This is a genomic window from Halomonas sp. TA22 (genome assembly GCF_013009075.1).
GTDB lineage: Bacteria > Pseudomonadota > Gammaproteobacteria > Pseudomonadales > Halomonadaceae > TA22.
Window position 1 is genome coordinate 555,780 of the sequence record NZ_CP053108.1, and the last position, 24,787, is coordinate 580,566.

26 protein-coding genes, 1 pseudogene and 1 riboswitch are annotated in these 24,787 nt (G+C 62.1%); of the genes and pseudogenes, 17 read left to right on the forward strand and 10 right to left on the reverse strand.

Translation table 11 applies throughout. The annotated features are described in order from the left end of the window. Positions 1-32 precede the first annotated feature (32 nt). A complete protein-coding gene (locus tag HJD22_RS02470; RefSeq protein ID WP_208655594.1) occupies positions 33-581 on the forward strand; it encodes a cell wall hydrolase in 549 nt (182 codons plus the stop codon). Here the strand turns inward: HJD22_RS02470 and HJD22_RS02475 are convergent. Continuing rightward, entirely contained in the window at positions 491-1,375 is an 885-nt protein-coding gene (locus HJD22_RS02475; protein WP_208655595.1) for a LysR family transcriptional regulator, read from the reverse strand. The two genes, HJD22_RS02470 and HJD22_RS02475, sit on opposite strands and share 91 nt — an antisense overlap. 128 nt (positions 1,376-1,503) lie before the next feature. Between HJD22_RS02475 and HJD22_RS02480 the strand changes: the two genes are divergently transcribed. Together HJD22_RS02480 and HJD22_RS02485 are read left to right on the forward strand one after the other, a co-directional pair. After that, the gene (locus HJD22_RS02480) at positions 1,504-1,830 is read left to right on the forward strand and encodes a hypothetical protein (RefSeq protein WP_208655596.1); all 327 of its coding nucleotides are present in this window, start codon (positions 1,504-1,506) and stop codon (positions 1,828-1,830) included. Positions 1,831-1,960: 130 nt separating this feature from the next. After that, positions 1,961-2,092: pseudogene (locus tag HJD22_RS02485) on the forward strand (aspartate/glutamate racemase family protein); the annotation flags it as partial. Positions 2,093-2,101: 9 nt separating this feature from the next. Here HJD22_RS02485 and HJD22_RS02490 read toward each other — a convergent pair. The 3 genes from HJD22_RS02490 to HJD22_RS02500 all read right to left on the reverse strand — a co-directional run bounded on the left by HJD22_RS02490 (position 2,102) and on the right by HJD22_RS02500 (position 4,475). Beyond that, positions 2,102-2,305: a putative motility protein gene (locus HJD22_RS02490; protein ID WP_208655597.1), complete on the reverse strand. Its 204-nt coding sequence runs from the start codon at positions 2,303-2,305 to the stop codon at positions 2,102-2,104. 249 nt (positions 2,306-2,554) lie between these two features. Next, on the reverse strand, positions 2,555-3,304 hold the full coding sequence (locus HJD22_RS02495; RefSeq protein WP_208655598.1) for a transporter substrate-binding domain-containing protein: 750 nt from the start codon (positions 3,302-3,304) through the stop codon (positions 2,555-2,557). A 58-nt stretch (positions 3,305-3,362) separates the two neighbouring features. Then, positions 3,363-4,475 (reverse strand): FAD-binding oxidoreductase, encoded by a 1,113-nt coding sequence (locus HJD22_RS02500; RefSeq protein WP_208655599.1) that lies wholly within the window; start codon positions 4,473-4,475, stop codon positions 3,363-3,365. Between the two features lie 93 nt (positions 4,476-4,568). Here HJD22_RS02500 and HJD22_RS02505 point away from each other — a divergent pair, with 93 nt between their 5' ends. The 11 genes from HJD22_RS02505 to HJD22_RS02555 all read left to right on the forward strand — a co-directional run bounded on the left by HJD22_RS02505 (position 4,569) and on the right by HJD22_RS02555 (position 14,725). Next, positions 4,569-5,492 carry a LysR substrate-binding domain-containing protein gene (locus tag HJD22_RS02505; RefSeq protein WP_208655600.1) on the forward strand — a complete coding sequence of 308 codons (924 nt, stop codon included), beginning with the start codon at positions 4,569-4,571 and terminating at the stop codon, positions 5,490-5,492. Then, the gene (locus HJD22_RS02510) at positions 5,489-6,406 is read left to right on the forward strand and encodes a LysR substrate-binding domain-containing protein (protein ID WP_208655601.1); all 918 of its coding nucleotides are present in this window, start codon (positions 5,489-5,491) and stop codon (positions 6,404-6,406) included. The genes HJD22_RS02505 and HJD22_RS02510 overlap by 4 nt, the downstream gene beginning before the upstream one ends. A 136-nt stretch (positions 6,407-6,542) precedes the next feature. After that, entirely contained in the window at positions 6,543-7,577 is a 1,035-nt protein-coding gene (locus HJD22_RS02515; RefSeq protein WP_208655602.1) for an ABC transporter substrate-binding protein, read from the forward strand. A 73-nt stretch (positions 7,578-7,650) separates the two neighbouring features. Beyond that, positions 7,651-8,715, forward strand: coding sequence for an ABC transporter ATP-binding protein (locus HJD22_RS02520; protein ID WP_208655603.1), 1,065 nt, complete (start codon positions 7,651-7,653; stop codon positions 8,713-8,715). Next, the gene (locus HJD22_RS02525; RefSeq protein WP_208655604.1) at positions 8,708-9,610 is read left to right on the forward strand and encodes an ABC transporter permease; all 903 of its coding nucleotides are present in this window, start codon (positions 8,708-8,710) and stop codon (positions 9,608-9,610) included. Before HJD22_RS02520 ends, HJD22_RS02525 begins: the two co-directional genes overlap by 8 nt. Positions 9,611-9,618: 8 nt before the next feature. Continuing rightward, entirely contained in the window at positions 9,619-10,413 is a 795-nt protein-coding gene (locus HJD22_RS02530; protein ID WP_208655605.1) for an ABC transporter permease, read from the forward strand. A gap of 9 nt (positions 10,414-10,422) precedes the next feature. Then, a complete protein-coding gene (locus HJD22_RS02535; protein ID WP_208655606.1) occupies positions 10,423-11,541 on the forward strand; it encodes an FAD-binding oxidoreductase in 1,119 nt (372 codons plus the stop codon). Then, positions 11,516-11,818: a (2Fe-2S)-binding protein gene (locus HJD22_RS02540; RefSeq protein WP_208655607.1), complete on the forward strand. Its 303-nt coding sequence runs from the start codon at positions 11,516-11,518 to the stop codon at positions 11,816-11,818. The genes HJD22_RS02535 and HJD22_RS02540 overlap by 26 nt, the downstream gene beginning before the upstream one ends. Beyond that, complete coding sequence (locus HJD22_RS02545) at positions 11,818-13,224, forward strand: NAD(P)/FAD-dependent oxidoreductase (protein WP_208655608.1); 1,407 nt, start codon at positions 11,818-11,820, stop codon at positions 13,222-13,224. Before HJD22_RS02540 ends, HJD22_RS02545 begins: the two co-directional genes overlap by 1 nt. After that, the gene (locus tag HJD22_RS02550; RefSeq protein WP_208655609.1) at positions 13,206-14,357 is read left to right on the forward strand and encodes an FAD-binding oxidoreductase; all 1,152 of its coding nucleotides are present in this window, start codon (positions 13,206-13,208) and stop codon (positions 14,355-14,357) included. Before HJD22_RS02545 ends, HJD22_RS02550 begins: the two co-directional genes overlap by 19 nt. A 23-nt stretch (positions 14,358-14,380) precedes the next feature. Further along, positions 14,381-14,725 carry a RidA family protein gene (locus HJD22_RS02555; RefSeq protein WP_208655610.1) on the forward strand — a complete coding sequence of 115 codons (345 nt, stop codon included), beginning with the start codon at positions 14,381-14,383 and terminating at the stop codon, positions 14,723-14,725. Positions 14,726-14,836: 111 nt separating this feature from the next. Here HJD22_RS02555 and HJD22_RS02560 read toward each other — a convergent pair whose 3' ends face one another. The 6 genes from HJD22_RS02560 to HJD22_RS02585 all read right to left on the reverse strand — a co-directional run bounded on the left by HJD22_RS02560 (position 14,837) and on the right by HJD22_RS02585 (position 21,286). After that, complete coding sequence (locus HJD22_RS02560; protein ID WP_208655611.1) at positions 14,837-15,202, reverse strand: phasin family protein; 366 nt, start codon at positions 15,200-15,202, stop codon at positions 14,837-14,839. 119 nt (positions 15,203-15,321) lie between these two features. After that, positions 15,322-17,253 (reverse strand): ligand-gated channel protein, encoded by a 1,932-nt coding sequence (locus HJD22_RS02565; protein WP_248730068.1) that lies wholly within the window; start codon positions 17,251-17,253, stop codon positions 15,322-15,324. Between the two features lie 137 nt (positions 17,254-17,390). Continuing rightward, the gene (locus HJD22_RS02570; protein WP_208655613.1) at positions 17,391-18,188 is read right to left on the reverse strand and encodes an ABC transporter ATP-binding protein; all 798 of its coding nucleotides are present in this window, start codon (positions 18,186-18,188) and stop codon (positions 17,391-17,393) included. Continuing rightward, positions 18,185-19,276, reverse strand: a complete 1,092-nt coding sequence (locus HJD22_RS02575; protein ID WP_208656882.1) for an iron chelate uptake ABC transporter family permease subunit — start codon at positions 19,274-19,276, stop codon at positions 18,185-18,187. The genes HJD22_RS02570 and HJD22_RS02575 overlap by 4 nt, the downstream gene beginning before the upstream one ends. Before the next feature lie 17 nt (positions 19,277-19,293). Next, entirely contained in the window at positions 19,294-20,313 is a 1,020-nt protein-coding gene (locus tag HJD22_RS02580) for an iron ABC transporter permease (protein WP_248730069.1), read from the reverse strand. Position 20,314: 1 nt separating this feature from the next. Next, entirely contained in the window at positions 20,315-21,286 is a 972-nt protein-coding gene (locus HJD22_RS02585; protein ID WP_208655614.1) for an iron-siderophore ABC transporter substrate-binding protein, read from the reverse strand. A 202-nt stretch (positions 21,287-21,488) separates the two neighbouring features. Here HJD22_RS02585 and HJD22_RS02590 point away from each other — a divergent pair, with 202 nt between their 5' ends. The 3 genes from HJD22_RS02590 to HJD22_RS02600 all read left to right on the forward strand — a co-directional run bounded on the left by HJD22_RS02590 (position 21,489) and on the right by HJD22_RS02600 (position 24,786). Further along, the gene (locus HJD22_RS02590; protein WP_208655615.1) at positions 21,489-22,436 is read left to right on the forward strand and encodes a LysR family transcriptional regulator; all 948 of its coding nucleotides are present in this window, start codon (positions 21,489-21,491) and stop codon (positions 22,434-22,436) included. A 196-nt stretch (positions 22,437-22,632) separates the two neighbouring features. After that, a riboswitch (guanidine-I (ykkC/yxkD leader) is annotated at positions 22,633-22,756 on the forward strand. Positions 22,757-22,815: 59 nt separating this feature from the next. Then, a complete protein-coding gene (locus HJD22_RS02595) occupies positions 22,816-23,889 on the forward strand; it encodes a putative urea ABC transporter substrate-binding protein (protein WP_208655616.1) in 1,074 nt (357 codons plus the stop codon). A gap of 69 nt (positions 23,890-23,958) precedes the next feature. Beyond that, on the forward strand, positions 23,959-24,786 hold the full coding sequence (locus HJD22_RS02600; RefSeq protein ID WP_208655617.1) for an ABC transporter permease: 828 nt from the start codon (positions 23,959-23,961) through the stop codon (positions 24,784-24,786). The last annotated feature ends 1 nt before the right edge of the window (position 24,787 follow it).

Below are 24,787 nucleotides of genomic sequence, written 5' to 3' on the forward strand. Positions count from 1 at the left end.
CGGGGCATAACTCGAACAACACAGGCAATTACATGCGCGTTTTCTGGCTAGTGGGCTGGTTGTCCCTCGCGCTACCCGTCGCAGCGGCTGGCGCTTCTTCCCAAGTGGAGGAAGCGGTGCGAAAGGCCGAAGTGCTGGAGCAGGTCATGGCTCCCGATATCGAGGTCACCGAAGCGGCAGAGCCGATCGATGAGCAGGAGGCACAGTCGGTCGATCCGCAGGGCAGCGATCCCTTGGAAGAACCGCTCACTTGTCTTGCACGCTCCATCTACTGGGAAGCGAAAGGTGTGCCGGGCCACGACATGGAGTCGGTGGCCAATGTGGTGATGAACCGGCTCGCCGACGAGCGTTTCCCCAATACCATTTGCGATGCCGTGAAGCAGGGCTCCGAGCAGCCCCCCTGCCAGTTCTCATGGTGGTGCGACGGTCGGCCAGACGAGGTGGTGGAAGGCGAAGTCTACGAGGCGGCCAAGGAAATCGCGCGCCAGGCTCAGAACTTGCGGAAGGCTTCCATCACATGCCCTACCAGCGTCTCGCAGGCCTGGCTGGCACCGGGCCGCTTGACCAGCTCCAATTGGTAGTCACCAAGCGGTGGAAGCAGGCTCGAGTCGATACGCCGCAGCGGTGGGCGTACCAGGCTCAGCGGAAAGGGCGCCACCGCCAAGTCGGCGAGCATGGCTGCCTCATGACCGGCACAATGCTCGCAGGTATAAGCGATGCGATAGCTCATCCCGGCATGGTCCAGCGCGTCGAGAGCCATTCCCCGCCAGGCACAGCCTTGCTGAGCCAGGGCCACCGGCAAGGGTGAACGCTGTGCGGCTACGCCCCCCTCCCGCCCAGCCCATACCAGCGGCTCGCTGTGCACGATCTCGCCGCGTACTTCCTGCCCCGGATTGCCGGCGGTAACCAACACCAGGTCGAGCTCGCCAGCGTCCAGGCGGGCGAGCATCTCTCGGCTGCTGCCCACCACCACATCGACCTGAACCGCCGGGTGGGAGCGGGCAAACTGCGCCAGCACGCCAGGCAGGATACGTGTCCCCACGTCATCGGTAGTACCGAAGCCCAACCGCCCCGCTACGCTGGGCGCCAGGAACTGTGCCACCGCCTCCTCGTTGAGCTTGAGCAGGCGCCGCCCATAACCAAGCAGCACCTCGCCTTCTGGGGTAAGCCGTACTTGGCGGGCTTCACGCACGAACAACGCCTGGCCGAGCGTTTCTTCCAATCGTTTGATCTGCATGCTGAGCGCCGAGGGCGTGCGGAACACCTGGCGAGCGGCCCGAGTAAAACTGCCGCACTCGGCAATGGCAACGAAGGTGCGCAGCACATCGGTATCGAGCAGCGGCGTGACAGCATTCGAGAAGACAGGCTGGTTCATCGATCTACTCTTCAATTTATCTTAATAGATAATGTAGATCTTTTCGTTGGATTGATCCATTAGGCCAGGCCAAGCTCTTGGACAAGAGGGCGCGACCGTTTGCGCGCCTGATTCTCGGGAGATGCCTGATGTGCCAGCACGAACCGCTACGCCCGCCCACCCCAGCGGACGACAAACGCCCCACTCCACCGCCCCGACCGGACTTCTTCATGCCGGCCATGCCTCCGCTGGGGCTGATTCATTGGCTCGAGACCAAATGGTGGGAGTATCGGCGCCGCCGGCAATTTCGCCGGCGTTTCCTCCCGCTGCTGGTCCACGACGACCACAAGCTCGACGACATGGGCCATTGCCGCGATGACATCCTGTGGGCCTCGCGGCTGCCGCTGAAGGAGGACGCCGAACAGGCGTTGGCGACGCGCAGGGCGGAGCGCAAGGCGGCAATCTGCCCGCAGTAGGCAAGAACAATGGTATTAGCCACGCGGCGCATCCATTAACGAACGAGGTAGCCCCATGTATTAGTGTCTTACTTCGTGCGCGAGGAGATCGCGCCAGCGCTCCTGAAGATCATCGCCTCGTTACGCAACGGGAGCTGAGGCAATAATCCTCGGCTGTACCGAAATCGCCCTGCTGGTGCAGCAGAGCCACACCGCGGTGCCGTTCTACGACACCACGGCCATTCATGCCGAAGAGGCGATTAAGTGGGCGCTCAGGAATTGAGGGAGGAGGTCAGGCGTAAGTGTTGATCTGGGTGCCCACCATCCCGTCATTGGCCAACTGCGGCTGCAGCGAAGCCGAGGCCATCAGCGCGGCAACCTGATCCTTCTGCATGTCCAGCGCTTCCTTGTAGACTTCGAGCTGCACCTGCTGCGCGGCCTGGGCCTGCTGCATGACCAGGGCCTGCCCCACGATGGTGTTGACGGCTGAATCCATATTTTCGCTCCTGTTATTGGTTCTTTTAATGGCCCACGCTAACAGCGAAGAGGAGCAATGGCAAAAGCGCACCTCAGAAAGCCCATGAACAACGCCCAGTCACTGGAGTATGATTCCGCCTGGCCGGATGGACGTCTTGGCCGGCGTTGCCTCCATGGCCATCGCCGACACCCTGTTCGACCCACTGCTCGATTACGGCTACGTGACAAAAGCGCCGCCACCCTAGGGTGGTGGCTGCACATGCAGTATTCAATCTGCAAAATAGCTTGAGTAGAGAGCATCGAAGGTGCCGTCTTCCTTGAGCTCGGCCATGGCGCTGTTGAATGCCTCCACCAAGTCCGTGTCGCGCTGGCGGAATGCGGCACCGATGCCGGGCCCATAGATCGACTCAGGACCGGTCACCAGCTCCCCCTGACGGGCAAAACGATCATCACTGAGCATGGTTTCCTGAGCCAGGGGAAATGCGGTGAAGACCAGATCGAGGCGTCCGGCATGCATGTCGACAACCACCGAACCCGAATCGCCATAGCGCTTGATCTCGGCCTGGGGATAGAACTGGGTCACGTATTCATCCTGTATGGTCCCCTGTTGCACGCCGATGGCCTTACTCTCGAGCGTGCCCTCCAAATCATGCTCGGCCCCGGCCTTGCCTACCCAAACCGATGGCACCTGGTAATAAGGTTCGGAGAAAAGGACCTGGCGCGACCGCTCCTCGGTAATGTTCATTGCCGAGGCGATGAAATCGTATTTGCGTGCCTGCAGCCCCGGGATGATGCCATCCCAAGGCTGTTCAACCCATTCACACTCACGCTGCATGCGCTCGCAAGCGTGGTTGACGAGCTCGACCTCGAAGCCGGCCATGGTGCCGTCAGGCAATTTGTACTGATACGGCTCGTAGGGAACATCTACACCGATACGCAGCGGCCTTTCATCGGCGTTCGCTATGCCCCCGAGCAGCGCAGCGGATAGAAACAAGGCGGTAGATGTCTGAATTCTCATAATATTGTCCTCGCTGGTTATTGTGTTTGTGAGCGTGCGTGTTTGGGGTCGCGTTGTTTTAGGGAGGAGCGAGATAATCTCGCCTGGAAAACTCACCGAACTCCTCGCCGAGCCGGTCGTTCAGGATCGAGTCGGCCAAGGGGCCGGCATGAAGGGCCGCCAAGCTGATACCGCTATGGCTACTGACCCCATACGCCCCAGGACACACCTGCGCGGCTTCGTAAAGCGGGTTGCCATCGGTCGTCATGACGCGTAGCGCCCCCCAGGCGCGCACCACCTGGGCTTGGGCGAGAAAAGGGAAGATACGCACCGCGCGCTCGGCCAGACGCAGCATCACATCGTTCGTCACGCCCCTATCACATCCAACTTCTTCCTGGGTGTCGCCGATCAGGTAACCGCCACTTGCCGTCTGTCGAATCTGTGGCGTGGGGAGCAGTTCCCGCCTTGGCATACGCTCGGTGATCAGGACTTGGCCACGTACTGGACGAACAGCTCCACTGAGACCGACCATCGGCGCCAGCGATGCACTGCCGAGGCCAGCGGCAACAACAACTCTTTCAGCCTCGAAGGCACCTTTGGTCGTCTCGGCGCGAAAGCCATTCGCGAGAGGGACGAGCCGCTGTACTTCGGAGCCAGGTCGGTAGTCGAGCCCAAGTCGATGGGTGGCCGTGAAGAGTGCACGCAACAGGTAGAGAGGATTGCAGTGGCCATCGTGGGGGGACCAGGTTCCGCCATGCACCCTTTCCCCAAGCCCAGGCAGAAACGGCGCCAAGGCATGGCGGTCTAGATACTCCCACTGAAAGCGACGAGCAAGATAGGGGGAGGCTTGCTGAACAAGGGCATAGTCGCGCTTTCGCGCCTTGGCCTCATCCGCGTCGAAGCAGAGGTCGACGCCCCCCCGGCATTCATATTCGAGGTCGATGCCGGTGCGCTCCCTCAACTCCCGGGCAAAAGCTGGCCAGGCCAGGCTTGCGTCAAAGCTAAGCTCGGCATAGCGAGGCATTCCGGTGCCCTTGCCCTGTACCCAAGTCAAGCCAGCGTTGCCACGCGAGGCCCGCAGGGCATCGTCACTCCCATCGAGGAGCGTCACGCGCTGCCCGGCGCGCAGCAGCCCATAGGCCACTGCCATGCCGACGACGCCTCCACCGATGATCAGGAAATCCCGCTGCATGCCATTCGCTTCTTGATGGGCTTGCCTCGACGATAACGACGCAACAGGTATACGATCCAATACCAATGATCATCCGATCGATGCGTAAACGTTATGTCCACACCCCATCTTCGCGACAAGCAGGTGCTTGCCTTCAAGCACGTCATGGATTGCGGCACGGTTTCCGGCGCCGCCAGGCGGATGCTAGTTGCGCAGCCCGGCGTTACCCGGTTGCTCAGGCAGCTCGAGCACGATGTCGGCTTCCCCCTGTTCGAACGGGTACGCGGTCGCCTGGTGCCGACGCCCGAAGCACGTCTCTTCTATCGGGAAGTGTTGCGGGTATGGGGCGGCCTCGATCAGCTACGCGATACCGCAAGGCGCATTCGCGAAAGGGAAGTGGGTGGATTGAGAATCAGTGCCATGCCGTTGCTGGGCATGACCTTCCTGCCTGACGTGCTGGCAGAATTTGCTCCGGCCCATCCGGATGCACGCATTGAGCTAGTCACCTTTCGTTCCGCCCAGGTGATCGAGGAGATCATCACCCAACGCAGCGACCTGGGATTCGCTATCGTTGCCGAAAACGATGAGCGCGTGGACACTACCCGTTTCCGCCTCGACAGCCTCTGCGTACTGCCCAACTGCCACCCCCTGGCGGCATGCGAACGTATCTGCCTGACGGATCTGCATGACCAGAGCTTGATCTGCTTCGAACCGCAGGACCCGCTACGCATGGAGCTCGATAGGCTACTGAAGGAGCAAGATGTGCAGCCACGTCGGCACCTCGAGGTATCGCTGGCGCTTCAAGCCACACGCATGGTTACCCAAGGGCTAGGCATTGCCATTCTCGACCCCATCAGCGCAAAGGCCTTCGGTGGAGGCTCACTCACGCTACGCCCATTCGAACCCAATCTGGGGGAAGAATTCGCGCTCCTGACGCCCCGCGACCAACCACTCTCACGGCTCACCCAGGACTTCATCGCCACCTTCCGCCGGTGCTTGGCACGGGTTACTTCAGTCGACCAGACGGGTCACAAATGATTAACCTTCGCCAGATCGAAGCGTTTCGTGCTGTCATGATCCACAAGACCGTGACGCGTGCCGCCCAAACGCTACATGTCTCGCAACCTGCCGTCAGCCGACTGATTTCGGATCTCGAGTATTACGTCGGCTTCGCGCTCTTCAAGCGCCATAAGGGGCGGCTCATACCCACCCCCGAGGCCCAGGCCCTCTTTGAGGATGTCGACCGCGCCTTCGTCGGGCTGGACAAGATCACCGACACCGCGCGGGAGATCAGAGAGTTCCGTACCGGCCGGCTGTTGCTGAGCTGCATGCCGGCGTTGGCCTTGGGTGCATTGCCCTCGGTGGTTGAGAAATTCTCGGTGCGTCATCCCGGCGTCACCATTTCGCTGCAGGCACACAGCTCACAACGTGTTCTCGAGTGGGTCGCCACCCAGCAGTGTGATGCCGGGCTGATCGGAATGAGGCTGGAGGACCCATCGGTGACCATCGAGCCAATCGCTTGCGGAACGCTGCGCCTAGTAATGCTTCCTGGCCATCGTCTGGCCCGGAAGGAGACAGTTACTATCCAGGATCTCGAAGCGGAGTCCTTCGTGTCGCTGGGCCAGGCACAGGACGTGCGCCCGATCATTGATGAGGTCTTTCGTGACTCCGGCATCAAGCGCCGCATGCGTATCGAAACGCAGCTCTCCAGCGTGGCCTGTGAACTGGTACTGTCGGGTGCCGGCGTATCACTCATCGACCCGGTAACTGCCGACTGCTATAGCCGCCGTGGTCTTGTATCACGACCCTTCACACCAGAAATTCCTTTTCATTACAGCGCTGTACTGCCCGCCTTTCGCCCCCCCTCACGGCTTGCACTGGAGTTCCTGGAAGAGGTAAGGCTCGACCTAGAGAAACGCTTGTCGCCACAACCCCATAACATTCACGGATAGGTCACCCAACAAAAGGCATTAGTTTTCATACCTGCACGAATGCTAGCTTCAACAAAGGTCGCATACCCTTCTTCTGCAAGGTGTTGGAACTACGGTATGCGGTTCTAGCCACAACAACAAAACAGGTGAAAGACTGATGAAGCGACTGACGTGCCACACCGTGACACTGGCGGGCCTAGTAGGTCTTGGCATCACCCCGGCCCTGTCCGCCCCTCTCTATATCGGCTCCTATGGCGGCTCCACCGAACAAGCCATGAGAGACATCATCATCCCTGCCTTTCTCGAACAGCATGAGGCAGAGATCGTTTACGTAGCGGGCAATTCCACCGATACGCTGGCCAAGCTGCAGGCCCAGCGCGGCAATCAAGAACTCGACGTAGTACTGATGGACGACGGTCCCATGTACCAGGGGATCAACCTTGGCTTCTGTGCCTCCTTGAATGGCATGGAAGGGCTTGATGAGGTCTACGACATTGCACGTTTTCCTGACGACAAGGCAGTCGGCATCGGCCTGGTCGCCTCCGGCTTCGCCTATAATGCCGAGCTCTTCGAGCGCAACGGCTGGGCGCCACCCACTTCCTGGGGTGATCTGGCCGATGAGAAATATGCCGGCAAGCTCGTGGTGCCCTCCATCAGTAACACTTATGGCGTTCATGCCCTGGTCATGACCGCACGCCTCAATGGCGGCAGCGAGACCGACATCGATCCGGGCTTCGAGTTCATGCAGCAACAGGCCGCGCCCAATATCCTCTCCTTCGAGCCTTCGGCCGGCAAGATGTCGGAAATGTTCCAGAACGAAGAGATCGCTCTTTCGGTATGGGGCAGCGGCCGCCTGCAGGCACTGGCCGATACCGGCTTCCCCGGGGCTTTCGCCTACCCGGAAGAGGGAGCCGTAGCGCTGATGGTCGCCGCCTGCGCCATTGAAGGCAGCGAAAATCCCGAGCTTGCCCAAGCGTTCATTACCCATCTGCTCTCGCCGGAATCCCAGCGTCTACTGGCGGAAACCCAAGGTTGGGGGCCCGCACAGCGCGCCACCGAGCTGCCCGAAGCGTTGGCAGAGAAGCTCCCTTACGGTGAAAGAGTCGACCAGTTGGTGGCGGTGGACTGGGATGTGATCAACCCCAATCGCCTCGAGTGGACAAATCGTTGGAATCGCCAAGTCGAGCGCTAGCCGTCGCCCCGATTCCCACCCCTCCATTCATCGTGATGCGCTCTCCTTCGTGGAGAGCGCGGGAGATCCGCCTATGAGTTTCCTTCGCCTTGAGTCGCTGACCAAGCGCTACGGCTCGAGCAATGCCGTCGAAGACATCACCCTGGATGTCGCCAAGGGCGAGTTCGTCTCGCTGCTGGGGCCCTCGGGCTGCGGCAAGACCACGACCCTGCAGATGATCGCCGGGTTCGTCGAGCCGACACGCGGTCGTATCCTGATGAACGGTGAAGACCTTACCGACCGCAAGCCGAATCAACGCGGCATCGGCATCGTTTTTCAGAGCTATGCCCTGTTTCCACACATGACGGTAGCCGAGAATGTGCGCTTCGGCTTGGAGATGCGCCGTGTGCCCGCCGAAGAGAGCCTACGGCTCGTCGGTGAGGCACTTGAGCTGGTACGCCTCGAACACCTGGAGAACCGCTACCCGCGCGAACTCTCGGGCGGCCAGCGCCAGCGCGTGGCCCTGGCCCGCGCCTTGGTCATCAAGCCCCCGCTGCTGCTGCTCGACGAGCCTCTCTCCAACCTCGACGCCAAATTGCGCGAGAGCATGCAAATAGAACTGCGCGCCATCCAGCAACAGGTCGGGACCACCACGCTGATGGTGACCCACGATCAGTCCGAGGCGCTTTCGCTCAGTGACAGGGTCGTCGTCATGAACCAGGGACGCGTCGTCCAGGTAGACGATCCCTTTGCCGCCTACGAACGCCCCAACAATGCCTTCGTATCGTCATTTGTTGGCAAGACCAACCTGCTGGCAGGGCGCCTCGACCGGCATGGTGAGGAACCCCCCGCTATTCGCCTGGGTGAGCAGCGTATCGACCTGCCGGTTCCTCCCGGGCTCGGTGACGGCGACATACAGCTATCGATTCGCCCTGAGAGGCTCGAACTGACCGACCACGAATCCGGCCTGTTGCAAGGGCGTGTTCGTACACGCCTGTTCCTCGGTAATCATTGGCTTTATCAGGTCGACAGCAGCGCCGGTGAGTTGCTCATCACCCAGCCCAACCTCGGCCCCATGGAGGTGGCGGTCGGCGATGACGTCGGCGTACGCTGGCAACCCGGCGCGATGCGAGTGCTGGAGGATCGTCCCCATGGCTGAACTCGCTTCGACGCTGCGCCCCAGCCTGCCAAGAACGCAGCGCCTCAATCCTACCCCCTGGCTATTGAGCGCTCCAGGCACCTTTTTCTTCCTTGCGCTGTTGGGTATGCCGCTGTTGATGACGCTGATACTGAGCTTCAACAGCTTCGACTATGCCGGCGGCATCATGGCCACCTTCAGTCCCGACAACTACCTCGAGGTGATCAGGGACGACTACTTCCATGAGATCTTTCTGCGCACTTACGGCATCAGCTTGGCAGTCGTGATCCTATGCATCGTCATTGGCGTGCCCGAGGCCTACATCCTGTCACGCATGCGCAACCCATGGCGTTCGCTGTTCCTTGTCGTGACTCTGGCTCCGCTGCTGATCTCGGTCGTGGTGCGCACTCTCGGCTGGGTGTTGCTGATCGGTGGCAATGGCCTGCTGGGCAAGACGCTTGCTGCCCTTGGCATCGCCGAAGCAAGCGCCGGCAACCTGATGTACACCCATGCCGGAATCATCATGGCGCTGGTGCATGTCCTGGTGCCCTTCATGGTGCTCTCAGTATGGGCGGCACTGCAGAAGCTCGACCCCGCCGTCGAACATGCAGGCCTGTCGCTGAATGCCAGCCACTTCACCGTGTTTCGCCGCGTGGTGATTCCCCAGATCCTGCCCGGGATCCTTTCCGGGAGCCTGATCGTCTTCGCCCTGGCGGCCAGCGCCTTCGCCACGCCGGCGATCATCGGCGGGCGTCGCCTCAAGGTGGCCGCCACGGCCGCCTATGACGAGTACCTCAGCACCATGAACTGGCCGTTAGGTGCTGCCATCGCGATCGTGCTGCTAGTCGTCAACGTGGCCGTGGTAATGACCTACAACCGTCTGATGGAGCGGCGTTTCCGCCGCACCTTGGGATAGGAGGCATCATGCAACGCAACGGTAAGTCTGCCTTGGCGTTTCACACCCTGTTCGTGCTGTTTCTGGTCGCACCTCTTGTGGTGGTAATGCTGGTGTCCTTCACCCCGAATGGCTACCTCTCATATCCCACGGACGGTCTCTCACTGCGCTGGTTCTGGGCGATTCTCGACAATCGTGACTTCATTCGCGCGTTCTGGAATAGCCTTTATCTCGGCATTGGCGCGGCGAGCGTCTCGGCATTGCTAGCGGTACCCGCGGCGTTGGCCATCGTGCGCTATCAGTTTCGCGGGCGCGATGCCTTGGTTGGGCTATTTCTGTCGCCCTTGATGATTCCTCATGTGGTATTGGGCGTGGCCTTCCTGAGTTTCTTCTCGCGTATCGGCATCTACGGCAGCTTCTGGGCCCTGGTCGCCGCTCACGTGATTATCGTCATGCCCTATACCATGCGTCTGGTCATGGCTTCGGTGTTCGGCATGGACCGCACCGCGGAAATGGCAGCTCTGTCGCTAGGCGCCTCGCAATGGACGATGTTCCGCCGCGTCACCCTGCCCATCATCATGCCCGGCGTCGCCGGTGGCTGGATTCTGGCCTTCACCACTAGTTTCGACGAGTTGTCGATGACCATCTTCGTGGCTTCACCCTCCACCACCACCCTGCCCGTGCAGATGTATAACCATATCGCCCATACCGTCGATCCTCTGATCGCTTCGGTTTCCACGGTACTGATCGTGATGACGGTACTGTTGATGGTCCTTCTCGATCGGCTTTACGGGCTCGATAAAGTTCTGATCGGTAAAGGCTAAGGAGCCTCTATGCTGCAATGTGATTTTGCCATCGTCGGCGGCGGCCTGGTCGGAAGCGCCATTGCCTATGGTCTGGCCAAGAGCGGTCACCGAGTGACGGTGCTGGACGAGGGCGACATCGCCTATCGCGCCTCGCGCGGCAACTTCGGCCTGGTGTGGGTACAAGGCAAGGGGCAGGAAATACCGCTCTATTCGAACTGGAGCATGAGCTCGGCCTCGCACTGGGCGACGCTTGCCGAGGAGCTCCTCGGCATCAGCGGCGTGAGCGTACAGCACCATAATCCCGGAGGGGTGCACCTGTGCTATAGCGAGGAGGCGCTGCGGGTACGCCAAGCCGAACTCGAAGGCCTCTCACACGCTACCCAGGGGCGTTTCGAGTTCGCCATGCTCGATCATGAGCAGCTGCGCGACTTGATTCCCGAGATCGGCGAACAGGTCACTGGCGCCTCTTGGTCGCGCTGGGATGGCCACGCCAACCCGCTCTATTTGCTACGTGGATTGCATGCCGGCATTCGTCACCATGGAGGACGTTTCGTGCCCGGAGGCAAGGTTCAGCAGATCCGCCGCGAAGGACAAAGCTTCGTCATCGAACGCCCACACGAGCGGATCCACGCCTCTCGCGTGGTGCTCGCAGCCGGGCTCGGCAACCGTGACCTGGCTCCCCAGGTGGGACTATGCGCCCCCCTAGTACCGAACAGGGGAGAGATATTGGTGACCGAGCGCGTACGGCCGCTGCTCAAGCTGCCCACTACCTATCTGCGCCAGACCGGCGAGGGTTCGATCCTGATGGGAGATTCCCATGAGGATGTCGGTTTCAACGACGGCACCAAGACGCCGGTACTGGCCATGATCGCCCAACGTGCGGTAAGTGCCCTGCCAGCCCTGAAGGGAACGCGGGTGGTACGTACCTGGGGGGCGCTGCGTGTGATGACACCGGACGGCTACCCCCTCTACCAAGCCTCGCAAACCCATCCCGGCGCCTTTCTCGCCTGCTGCCACAGTGGCGTGACACTGGCTGCCGCCCATGCCCAACGCCTGGCGCCCTGGATCGCCGGTGCCGAACCCCCTGATGAGATTGCCCCTTTCACTGCGGAGAGATTCGATGTTCCAACGTCTATCCCTGCCTGATTCGACGACTTCAGACGAGATCGCTTTCAGCTTCGAGGGCCGCCCGCTGCAGGCACGCCAGGGCGATACCGTGGCAGCCGCCCTACTGGCTTCCGGCGTGCTGACATGTCGGACCACGCCGATCAGCGATTCACCCCGCGCACCCTACTGCATGATGGGAGTGTGCTTCGAGTGTCTGGTGGAAATCGATGGCGTTCCCAACATGCAGGCCTGCCAGGTTCAAGTGCGTAATGGTATGCAGATACGCGCCCAGCAGGGCGCGCGGAGGTTGGCATAATGGAAATCCGTGATGTAGTGATCTTGGGCAGTGGTCCCGCCGGCATGGCTGCTGCAGTCACCGCTGCGGACTACGGCATCACGCCGCTGGTCATCGACGAGCAGCCCACCCCCGGTGGCCAGATCTACCGTGCCATCGAACGCACGCCGCTGCGCGAGCGTTCACTTCTCGGCCTGGATTACTGGTACGGCGAAGCACTGGTGAAGGGGCTGAAAGACACACGCATCGATTACCGACCCGCGACCAGCGTCTGGCAATTGACGCGCCAGCGCGAGCTTGGCCTCCTGCAGAACGAACATGCCGACATGCTGCAGGCACGCTACGTGATTCTGGCCACCGGCGCCATGGAGCGCCCCTTCCCGATCCCCGGCTGGACGCTACCAGGTGTAATGACGGCAGGCAGCGGGCAGATACTGCTCAAGAGTTCGGGCGTGGCACCCCAAGCGCCACTGGTGCTCGCCGGAACGGGTTCCCTGCTGCTGCTGCTTGCCGCCCAGTTCCTGCGCGTTGGCGTACCCATAGCCGCGCTCCTGGACACGACGCCTCCAGGCCGTTATCGCCAAGCACTGCCGCACTTCCCCGGGGCGCTGCGTAACTCAAGAACCCTGGTCAAGGGGTTGGGCCTGCTACGTGAATTGCGCCGAGCCGGCGTGCGCCACGTCAAGCATGTCACTGCGCTACGTGCCGAGGGCGAGGGAAAGCTTCAGTCCGTCACTTGGCAGTGCCATGGCCAAGGAAAAGGGGAGACACTGGAGGCGTCTACCTTGCTGCTGCACCAGGGCGTGGTACCCAATACGCAAATCACCCGGGCGCTCGACTGCGTTCATGAGTGGGACACGCAGCAACTTGCCTGGCGTCCCCGGCTCGATGAGTGGCTGCGCACCGATGTCGAAGGCATTGCCGTGGCCGGTGATGGCGGCGGCATCGTCGGGGCTCGGGCCGCCGAGCTACAGGGTCGGCTGGCGGCCCTCGGAGCTGTACTCTCACTGGGGTGCATCCAGCCCGATCAGATGGTATCGGAAGCGAACAGGCTGCGTCGTCGCCTGGCACGGGAAACTGCCATTCGGCCCTTTCTCGATACGCTCTACCAACCGACATCCCAATGGCGGCTACCGGCTGACGATACCCTGGTGTGTCGCTGCGAGGAAGTCAACGCAGGTGAGATTCGTCACATGGCCGAGCTTGGCTGTCGTGGCCCCAACCAGACCAAATCTTTCACTCGCTGCGGCATGGGCCCCTGCCAAGGACGCATGTGCGGTCTGACCGTCAGTGAGCTGCTCGCCGATGCCAACGGCCAGAGCGTCGAGGAAACCGGCTACTATCGCCTGCGTCCACCTTTCAAGCCGATCACCTTGGGACAGTTGGCCGGGGCAGTGAGGAAGGATGAATGCCAGCGCGAATCGTGATCATCGGCGCTGGGCTGCATGGCTGCAGCGCCGCCCTGTATCTCAGCTCCCGTGGCTACCAGGTGACGGTGATCGACAAGACCTACGCCGGACGCCACGCCTCGGGAGTCAATGCCGGCGGCGTACGACGCCTGGGCCGGCACCCAGCGGAAATTCCTCTGTCGATGGCGGCTTGGGAGCGCTGGCAAAACATGGCACGCCTGGTCGGCGATGACTGTGGATTTCGCCCCGTGGGCCAGATCAAGGTCGCCGAGAACGATGCCGACCTGGCGGTTCTCGCCGAGCGCGAGCGCCAGATGCGTGCACTGGGCTACAGGCATGAACGCCTGATCGGCCGCGATGCGCTTCGCCAGGCTCTGCCGGCCCTTGCCCAGCATTGTCCAGGGGGGCTTGCCTGCGACGGCGATGGCTACGCCAACCCCTACCGTACGGTTACCGCTTGGCGCCGCCAGGCCGAGCGTTGCGGCGCTCGCTTTCATGAGGGCCTGGAAGTCACAAGCCTGACGCCTGGCAACGGCTGGGAGGTGGTGGCCGGCGAGAGGCGTTTCACCGCCGATATCCTGGTCAACTGTGCCGGCGCCTGGGCGGGGAAGCTATGCGAGTGGCTCGGCGAACCGGTACCACTGCGGGCCGAAGCACCGATGCTGATGATCACCGAACGTATCGCTCCCTTTCTCGTGCCAGTCGTTGGCGCCACCTCACGACCGCTCTCATTCAAACAGTTCGAGAACGGCACCGTGCTGATTGGCGGTGGCGTACGCGGCAGCGTCGAAAGCGACCGACAAGTCGCCGAAACGCGCCTGGGCGGCCTGGCCGAGAATGCCGATACCGCGGCCAGCTTGTTCCCGTTCATCGAACGGGCCCGCATCGTGCGTACCTGGGCCGGTGTAGAAGCCGTCATGCCCGACCAGATCCCTGTACTTGGCCGCAGCGCTATCCATGGCACCGTTATCCACGCCTTCGGCTTTTCTGCCCATGGCTTCCAGCTCGGCCCCATTACGGGGGAGATCGCAACCGATCTCGTCATGGAACGAGAGCCGACGCTACCCATCGAGGCCCTCTCCATCGAACGCTTCACCAAGCAGAACCCGCCGCTTCCCCATGATTCGGGAACAGGCTTCACCCATGCCTGATACAGGCTTCACAGGAGTAACCAATGATTCAACGACATATCCGTACCCCCATCATGCATCGTGCCGTCGAGGCCAACGGCTTCGTCTTCTTCGGCGGCATAATCGCCGATGATTGCACGCTGGACATGGCCGGCCAGACGCGCCAGGTCCTGGAAAAGCTAGAGGGTTATCTCGCCGAGTCCGGAACCGACAAGACGCGTATCGTTTCAGCCACGGCATACGTCTCGGACCTGAACCTCAAGCAAGGCATGAACGAGGTATGGACGGCCTGGTTTGCCCCCGAGCACTTGCCGGCCCGGGCTACCCTGGGAGTGGCTGATCTCGGTGATAATGTGCTTCTGGAACTGGTAGTAACGGCAGTCAAATAAACAAATGACATATCCACAAAAAAGCGCCGCCACCCTAGGGTGGCGGCGCTTTCGCAATAGCGGCCTTTCAGTCACTCATGTCCTGCCATTCACGCCGCAGCAGGCCATGGCTTACTTGGCTGCCTTGGTGGCGGTAACCGATGCGGACTTCATGTTCTCTTCGGCCAGCTTCTGACCCTTCTGAACGAAATCCTGGTTGATCGCCACCACTTTCTCGGCATCGCCCTTGACGCGCTCGCTCAGGTCCTTGGCGACTTTCTGCTGGCCTTCGACGTAAGTGCGCAGGCCTTCGGCATCCTTGATGTCGAGCATCGCGCGGGCCTGGCCCATGCTGACATCGGTGTAAGCCTTGAAGGCCTCGTACTGGGTGGCCATCAGCTTTTCGGTGTAGTCCAGGCTCAGGGCGGCATAGGCACGTGCCGGGCCGAAGAACATGGATTCGAATTGCTTGGTTGCCTGATCTGTTGCGTTGCTCATGGAGCACCTCCGTTGGTTCAAGATCGAAGGCTTGATGTCCTTCGTTGCATTGCAACATAGCAAAGCCTTTGCTGCATTGCAACATCGACTGGACGAATTTTGAACAACGCAACTATCACTTAAAAGTCGATATTCAGTCCCACCCAGTAACGGCGACCATCTTCGACGTAGCCGTACTCGTCGTAGTTCACGTCTTCGTCGAGCAGGTTGTAGACCCCGAACAATAGCTGGGTGGAATCGGTCAGGCGCCAGGCGCCACCGGAATCGACGATGGTATAGGAAGGCGCAACCAGGGTACTGGAGGATGGCGCGGTGATCGGCTGACTCTCCTCGCCGCGGTAAGTCACGCTCGTCCAGGCATTGAGCCGCGTATTGGGACGCCAGTCGAACTTGCCGACGACCTGGTGCTTGGGCAGTTGGGTCAGCGGCCGGCCGGCGTACTCGCCCGACTTCTGCTCGGAGTCGGTATAGGTGTAGCTGGAGGTAAAGGTCAGGGTATTGGTCAACGGTGCGGTTAGGCTCACTTCCGCCCCCTGGGTCACCGCTTCGTCGACGTTGATGCGGTAGGTGGGATCGGAACCGAACTGGTTGGGACCAGCGGTACAGATGTCGATGGGACACGCCACGCGGGTGATCTTGTCCTTGAAGTCGTTGTGGAACACGGTCAGGCTGGCATCGATGCCTCGCGGGGCATGATAGAGCAGCGCCAACTCCTTGTTGACCGAGGTCTCGGGCTCGAGATCGGGGTTGCCATAGATATTGCCGCCGCGGCTCGTCGCCCCCCAGTCGGCAGTGATTTCGCGCAGGCTCGGCGAGCGATAGCCGGTTGAAACGCCCCCCTTGAGGGTCCACATCGGCGCCACGTTCCAGACGCCATAAAGGCGCGGACTGAGGTGGCTGCCGTAGTTGTCGTCATCGTCCAGGCGCAACCCCGCCGTCAGCGCAAAGGCATCCGTCATCAGCCATTCATTCTCGGCAAACAGCGAGTACTGGCTGTGGTCGACGTAGGTGCGATCGGAGATTCGGTTCGTGGTCGAGTCATCGAGCTCTTCATAGATGTAGTTAGCGCCAGCAGTGACGATATGGTTGCCAAGCGGTACCACCCAATTGGTGTTGGCCACCGTGTTGGTGATCTCGATATCGCGCTCCTTGTTGATGGTCGACTCACGCTGTACGTAGCTGGTGGAGGTTGCCACTCCCCAGCGGCCGTTATGGGTCAGCGCGGCATATTCGCGTTCATGCTCATTGAAGGAGTACTCATCGGCCGAGCGACCTGCATGGGATTCGCGCTGAGTGTTCTGGTGCCCCGCCTCAAAGGCAAAATCATGGTTGTCGAGCGGGGTCAGTGTGAGGCGTGCCGTCAGGTTCTCGAAATCACGGCTCTCGTAGCCGTTGATGATGTCATCCTCCTGACGGGTGTTGTACTGACCATAGACATGCAGACCCAGGAGGTTCGGCACCAGCGGGCCGGCGACGTAGATCTGGCTCTGGTGAGCATTGCCCGAATCACTGCTCTCCTGGATGGTGCTCTCCAGACGCACGTTACCGTGCCACTCCTCGGCGACCTTGCGGGTAATGATGTTGATGACCCCACCGATGGCGTCGGAGCCATAGAGTGTCGACATCGGCCCACGGATCACCTCGATGCGCTCGATGGCCATCAATGGTGGCAACCAGTCCTGTTCGAAGCCTGCACTACCATTGGGCCGTGACTCCCGCGAGCCCTGGCGGCGGCCATCGACCAGCAGCAAGGTATACTGCGCCGGCATGCCGCGCATGCTGACATCGACCCCGTTATCGCCAGCGCCGCCACCGGTGACGATCACCCCCGGCACACTACGCAGCGCATCGGTGATATCGCGATAGGCTCCCGTCTGCAACTCTTCTCGAGTAATCACGCTGATCGAGGCGGGAGCGTCCTGGACGCTCTGGGCGTACCCTGCAGCGGTGACGACCACATTGTCGAGTTCCAGATGGTTCTGGGCATTTGCTTGAATACTAGCAAGTGCCGCGATGGCTGCAGCCAGAGTGGTAGGACGGAAACGTGACACTAATGAGCTCTCCTTGAACACCAACGAGAACGGAAGGGATATCGTTACCAACAGCCAATAGCAATCGTTATCATTTGAATTGTGCATGAATCGTTCATTCGTGTCGTGCTACCAGCGTGTTGCGTATTGGGGAACGATCAGGCAGGAGGCGAGCGCCGAATTCCGGCAAGTAGCGGGTTGCCCGTCTCCGGGTCGGGGATCAAGGTGCACTCGATGCCGTAGAGGCGGCGTACCAGCTCAGGAGTCACGATGTCACGCGGCGGGCCTTCGGCAATGATGGCTCCGTCGAGCATGGCCACCAAGTTGTCGGCGTAACGGCAGGCACTTGCCAGGTCATGGACGACCATGACTATCGTGCGTCCGGCGGACGCCAGGCGGCGAATCAATTCGAAGACTTCGATCTGGTGGCCCAGATCCAGCGCCGAGGTGGGCTCGTCGAGCAGCAGTAGCGGGGTCTGCTGGGCGATGGTCATGGCGATCCAGGCGCGCTGACGCTGCCCGCCGGAGAGCGCATCCAGGTTGCGCTCGGCGAGTTCGTCGAGATCGGCGGCGGCCAGCGCCTCGGTCACCACCTGCTGGTCCTCCATCGACCACTGACGCAACCAACCCTGATGGGGCTGGCGCCCGAAGCGGATCAGCTCGCTGACGGTCAAGCCTTCGGGAGCATGGGTTTCTTGCGGGAGCAGCGCCAGACGGGTGGCCAGCTTGCGCGACGGCAGACGCTGGATGTCCTGGCCGTCGAGCAGTACGCTGCCGCGGCTCGGGGCATGCAGGCGCGCCAGGCCGGCCAGCAGCGTGGACTTGCCGCAGCCGTTGGGCCCGACGATCGCGGTCACCTTGCCCTGGGGCAGGGAGAGGCTCAACGACTCGATCACCGAGAGGCGGCCATAGGCCAGTCCCAATTCACGGGCTTCGAGGCCGGACGATGCGCTCATGCGAGGCTCCTCGTGCGTAACAGAATCCATAGCAGGTAAGGCCCGCCGACTACCGCCGTGACGATGCCCACCGGGATCTCGATGGGCGCGAACAGGGTGCGCCCGACGAGATCGGAAAGCACCATGACCAGCGCCCCGGCCAGCGCCGAGGCGACGATCGGCACACCGCGCGTGGACGAGAGGTAGCGGGCGATCTCCGGGCCAATCAGCCCGACCATGCCGACCGGGCCGGCCACCGCCACCGCCAGGGCCGTCAACACGACCGACAGGATCAGCGCCTGATGGCGGCGCCGGTTGACCGGCTGCCCCAAGCCCTGGGCCACCGATTCGGAGAAGCGCATCACCGAGAGAGCGCGGGCCAGCCACAGGGCGGCCATGAGCCCGAGCGGGAGCCCCACGGCCAGCGTCGTCACCGCGCTTTGCGGGCGTGCATTGAGGGTGCCCACCGTCCAGGGATAGGCGGCATTGGCCACGTCGATGGAGACCCGCGCCAGCAACAGTTGCGTCAAGGCGCCGAATACCGCCCCGACGCCGATACCGGCGACGATGAAGCGATAGCCGCGTACCCCGCCGCCGCCGACCAGGCCGAAGGTGAGCGCCGTGGCGGTGACCGCCCCGGCCAGCGCCATGGCCGGCGGCGCTATGCTCACGCCGATCCCCACCACCGAGGCCACGGCGAACGCCGTGGCGCCGTTGTCGATACCGATGATGCCGGGCGTGGCCAGGCGATTGCGGGCCAGCGTCTGCATCAGGCACCCCGCCAGTGCGAAAGCGGCGCCGGTCATGCAGGCCACCGCCAGCCGCGGCAGGCGCAGGTCGAGCACCATGAACGAGGCCATCATGTCTCCGCGTCCGGCCAGTACGGCCCAGAGTTCCGCAGGCGACAAGCGCATGCTGCCCAGGCTCAGGTAGGCCAGGGAGGCCAGCAACAACGCCGCGAGCAGCAACGCGTTGGCGGTGAAGGCACGGCGGTCGATCAGCAGACTGTTGTCATGGTCCCAGGCGATGCGCCAGGTACCGTTGGGTGCCCGCACCTCCTCGGGGGCGGGAGTCGAAAGCGTCATGGGCTGGCCGGATGGTGGAAACATCGAAGTCATGGCGTACCCTACAGTGTCGGCAGGCGGCGTGCACGCACTACGGCCACCAGCACCGGAGCGCCGCACATGGCGGTGAGCACGCCCAGCGGCAGCTCCGAGGGGGCGACGAGCAGTCGCGAGACGATATCGGCAAGGATCACCATCAGCGGTCCCAGCGGCAGGCAGAACCACAGGGTGCGGCGAATGTCCGGCCCCGCCAGCGCCCGCGCGGCGTAGGGCACCACCAGGCCGACGAAGGCGATGGGGCCGGCCAGGGCGGTGGCCGCCCCCACCATCAGGGCCACCGCGACGATCACCAGCAGGCGCACCAGCCAGGGACGGTGCCCCAGCCCGGTGGCGACCCGTTCGCCCAGCGCCAGCGACGCCAGCGGCCGGGCGATCAGCAGCGTGATCGCCCCCGCGACGATCAGACTGGGCGCGACGACGACCAGATCCTCCAGGCGCCTCCCGGAGAGGCTGCCCACCACCCAGAAGCGAATCTCGTCGGCGGCGCGCTGATCGTAGAGCAGCAGCAGCGAGGTCAGGGCACCGAGCAGCCCGGAAAAGGCCGCCCCGGCCAGCACCAAGCGCACCGGGTCGCCGCCCACTCCGCGCAACCGGGCCACGCCCAGCACGCAGAGACAGCCCACCAGGGCGCCGAGCTGGGCCACCCCCACCCGCAGGGTGGTAGCGCTGGCACCCAGCACCAGCACCAGCGCCACGGCGAAGGCCGCCCCGGCACTGACACCGAGCAGGCCCGGTTCCGCCAGAGGATTGCGCGCCACCGCCTGCAACAAGGCCCCCGCCACACCCAGCGCCATGCCTACGGCCAGTCCGATCAACGCCCGCGGTCCGCGCAGCGACGAGAGCACGAAGCGCGCCTCTTCATCGCCCTCCCCCAGCAGCGTGTGGAGGCCGCGCAGCGGCCCCACCTCCCCGGCGCCGAATAGCAAGCTGGCCAGGCATACCAGTATCAGTAGCCCGGCCAGCATCAGCCATGTCTGCATCAAGCGCGGCGGGGCCCCTGCCGCGGCTAGTTTGACCTGCATATCAATTCACGGCATCCCGTTCTTCTATCGTGTCGATCACGCCTTCCAGCACATCGAGAATGGCCTGTGCCGCCAGCGGCCCCATGGCGCTGGAGAAGAGCTGCCCGTCCACCGGCACCACCCGGTCGTTCCCGACCACCGAGAGGCGCTGGAAGGCCGGCGAGGTGCGTGCCGCCTCCAGAGCCTCCTCGCCCTCCTGATTCAGAGTGGCGAGGAACATCCAGTCCTGATCGATCCGGGAGAGGTTCTCCAGACTCAGCGGATCGCTGTGCGGCACGCCCTTACGCACCAGGCCGGCATCGGTCACCTCGAAGCCGGCAGCGGCAATGAAGCCGGTGCCGAACAGGTCTTCGTTCATCACCATCGGACCCTGCGGCATCCAGCGTACCAGGGCGGCAGTGGGCGGCTCGTCGCCAAGGCGCGCGGCGAGCTCGGCGGCGCGCTGGTCCACGTGCTCAATCAGAGCTTCCGCTTCCGCCTCGTCCCGGCCCAGCGCCTGGGTGAAGACGCGCAGTTCCTCGCGCCAGCTATCGGCGGTGAAGCCGCCGCTGGGCGGCACCACGACCGGCGCGATCCGCGAAAGTAGCTGGTACTGCTCCTGGGGCAGCAGCGGCGAGGCGAGGATCATGTCCGGCTGCAGGGCGACCACCGCTTCCAGGTTGGTTTCCCGGGCGGTGCCGACGATGGAGATATCCGATACCTCATCGGCGATATAGGTGGCGACATGCTCACCGCCACGAGTCGCCACCGCGCCCAGCGGGGTGACACCCAGGGCGATGGAGGCATCCAGCGCACCCTCGTAGAGCGTGACCACCCGCTCCGGCTGGCCCTCGATCTCAACGTTACCGTAAGCGGTTTCCAGCATTCTGGCCATTGCCGGGGCAATGCTCAGGGCAACCATGAGCAACGCAGCGCCCCACAGGCAGCTGAGACGAAGCGTACGTTGATGAATTCCGTATAGACGGGTCGGCATGGAGTACATTCCTGAGAGACGTGTGGCGCAGAATGATAATCACTATCAAAATCGGCTGCATGTTTCAAAGCCGCAACAGCGCGTTCCTCATTATGCAACACAGGCATAGATTTAGCATTCAATTGCATTCGTGAATGATTTTCAAGACTATTCTGCTGTGCGAGACTGTCCTCTACCACGGTCACTCGCTTAGAGAGCCTCCATGCACGATCTCGACGAATTAGCTGCTTTCGTAGCGGTAATGGAATCTGGCAGCCTGACCCAGAGTGCTCGTACGCTAGGCGTCGCGAAATCCACCTTGAGCCGGCGCATCAATCAGCTCGAGAGCCGGTTGTCGCAGCCGTTGTTGCGCCGTCAGGCCAACCGGCTCATCCCCACCGAAGCGGGCACTCTGTTTCACGCCTACAGCCAGCAGATTCTACGTCTGGCGGAGCAGGCGCAGCAGGCACTTGAAGCGTTGCGGGAGGAGGTCAGTGGTGAACTGATCGTATATACCCACGAGGGCTTTGCCAGAGGGTGGCTCGCCAGCCAGATGGAAGCCTTTGCCGAGCGTTATCCGGGCATACGCCTGACGCTGCGCACCCAGTTGTCGCCTCCCCAGCGCCCGGAGGATGCACCTCTGTGCCTCTGGCTGGGACCGCCTCCCGAATGCGGGCTGCGCCAGGAGAACCTGGGCATCATGAGACGTGGACTCTATGCCCACCCCGCCTACCTGGCGCGTTACGGCACCCCTACCCACCCCCGCCAACTGGCCGACCATGCCTGGGTCGACCTGATAAGAGAGGGGGAAGACGGCGTGTTCCTGCAGCATGCCGATGAGGGCGAGTACCACCTTATCCCTCCCCGTACATGGCTGAGCGTCGACCAGCATGCACTGCATATCGACGCTATCGCACGCGGCAAGGGGATTGGCATCATGCCGCACTGGATGGCCCAGCAGCGCTTGAAGCATCACCCCGACACGCTGACGCGCTGCCTGGAGGCATGGCATCCAGCGCCACTACCCGTCACACTGCTCTACGCCTTCGGCAGGCAACCCTGCAAGGTCTCCACCCTGCTCAAGCATCTGCGCCAGTCGATACCCGATGCGTGGCGCGTCGAGTACAGCGAGATGCTTGCCCAGAGCAATACCCACCTTTTGGAACATTGATCCGCACCAACTTCGTGCAACGCTCTATCTTTGCACTCAATCCATGCATCTTTATCCGCAACCTGGGCCGGTATTAAAGGCTCTCGATCTCTTAACCGACTGGTAAATCGGCTTTTTAGCGCGACTGGCAGACTTCTTGTAGGGATAAATGGAGTCCATGGGGTATCGGCAGCACAGCTGCCAGACAATTTGCTTTCCAATGGATGGCTAGGGTTCCGATCGCATCAATATTCACCCCAGATGCGATGACTGGTCCGAGAGCCATCGACCCGGCGCCTATCAGGCGCAAGGTTACACGGCGGGGGAAAAGCCCGGGAGGATAAGGTGCAGATGACTGCGCCGATGCCCTCGAGTTACCCAACGTCAATTGGAGGCCGTTATGCCCCGCACTCTGCCCAATCGCTCTATCCTTGCAGCGACGCTATCCACCACTCTACTCGCCACGGCCCTAAGTGCACCGATGACTCAGGCCCAGGAGCGCGATCAGTTCAGCGTCTGCTGGTCGATCTATGCCGGATGGATGCCCTGGGCCTATGCAGACATAGAAGGCATCGTCGACAAGTGGGCCGACGAATATGGCATCAGCATTGATGTCATCCAGGTCAACGACTATGTGGAATCGATCAACCAGTTCACTTCCGGTAATGTCGATGGCTGCGCCATGACCAACATGGATGCCCTGACCATTCCCGCAGCCAGCGGCGTCGACTCCACTGCCTTGATCATCAACGACTACTCCGATGGCAACGACGGTATCGTGCTCAAGAACAGCGACGATCTGGCCGACATCGAGGGGCGTCGGGTCAACTTGGTACAATTCAGCGTCTCGCACTACTTCCTGGCTCGGGCCCTGGAGAGCGTCGGCCTGACCGAGCGTGATATCGAAACGGTCAATACCTCGGACGCCGACATCGTCGGGCTATTCAGCAGCGCCAGCACCGAAGCTGTGGCGGCCTGGAATCCCCAGCTCAGTGCCATTGCCGACATGCCGGACAGCAATGTCGTCTATACCTCCGCCGAGATTCCCGGCGAGATTCTCGACATGATGGTAGTCAACACCGACACCCTGGCCGCCAATCCTGACTTCGGCCATGCCCTGGTCGGCGCCTGGTACGAAGTCATGGCGCTGGTCGAGGCTAGGGATGAACAGGCCCTCTCGATCATGGCCGATGCGGCCGGCACCGATCTCGAGGGGTATCTTGCCCAGCTCGATGCCACCTACCTCTATACCGATCCCACCGAAGCCATAGCACTAATGGAGGGTGATGAGCTGCTCGAGACTATGCAGCGCGTCGCCGAATTCAGTTTCGAGCATGGCTTACTCGGCGACATGGCGCCCGATCCTGGCGTGGTCGGCGTCGAGACGCCCAGCGGCGTTTACGGCGATGAAAGCAATATCATGCTGCGCTTCGATCCCAGCTATACCCAAGCCTATATCGACTCCCGCCAGTAAATGCGAGTGGGCGGCCTGCCCTGTCGGCCAGGCCGCCCACCGGTCACTTGTCCCGATGCGGAGTTCGCCATGAAACGCCTGATCAATCTTACGCCCTCCTACGGCGGTCGCTGGTTACTTGGCCTGGCACCCTTTGTGCTGCTGGCGATGGTGTATCTCAGCCTGTCCAATGCCCGACTCGCCGAGAACCCAGGCGATCGACTGCTTCCTGCGCCCACCACCATGGCCCAGACCTTCTACAACCTGGCCACGGCGGAAAACGTGCGTACCGGTCAGATCACTCTCTGGGCCGATACCCTGGCCAGCCTCGAACGGCTATTGCTCGGGGTGGCGATCAGTGCGCTGATCGGCCTGGTTGTAGGCATCGTCAGTGGCGGCCTGCCATTAATCCGCGCCAAGCTCTCCCCCCTGGTCACAGTGGCCTCACTGATCCCGCCGATGGCAATTCTGCCGATACTATTCATCGCTTTCGGCACCGGCGAGATGGCCAAGATCGGACTGATCGTGATCGGGGTGGCGCCTTTCCTGATTCGAGACCTGCAGGGACATGCGCTGCGCCTGCCCGACGAGCAACTAATCAAGGCCCAGACGCTGGGCGCCAGCTCGTGGCAGGTGCTGATCCGCGTACTGCTGCCACAATTGACGCCTCGCCTGCTCAACGCCACTCGCCTGGCGCTGGGCAGCGCCTGGCTGTTCCTGATCGCTGCAGAAGCCATCGCCTCCCAGGAGGGGCTTGGCTATCGCATCTTCCTGGTACGCCGCTACCTGTCGATGGACGTGATCCTACCCTATGTCGCCTGGATCACCCTGCTCGCGTTCCTGCTCGACCAGGCGCTTGCCTGGACCTCGCGCCTGGCATTCCCCTGGTATCACGCCGGTGAGGGGGATCAAAAATGAG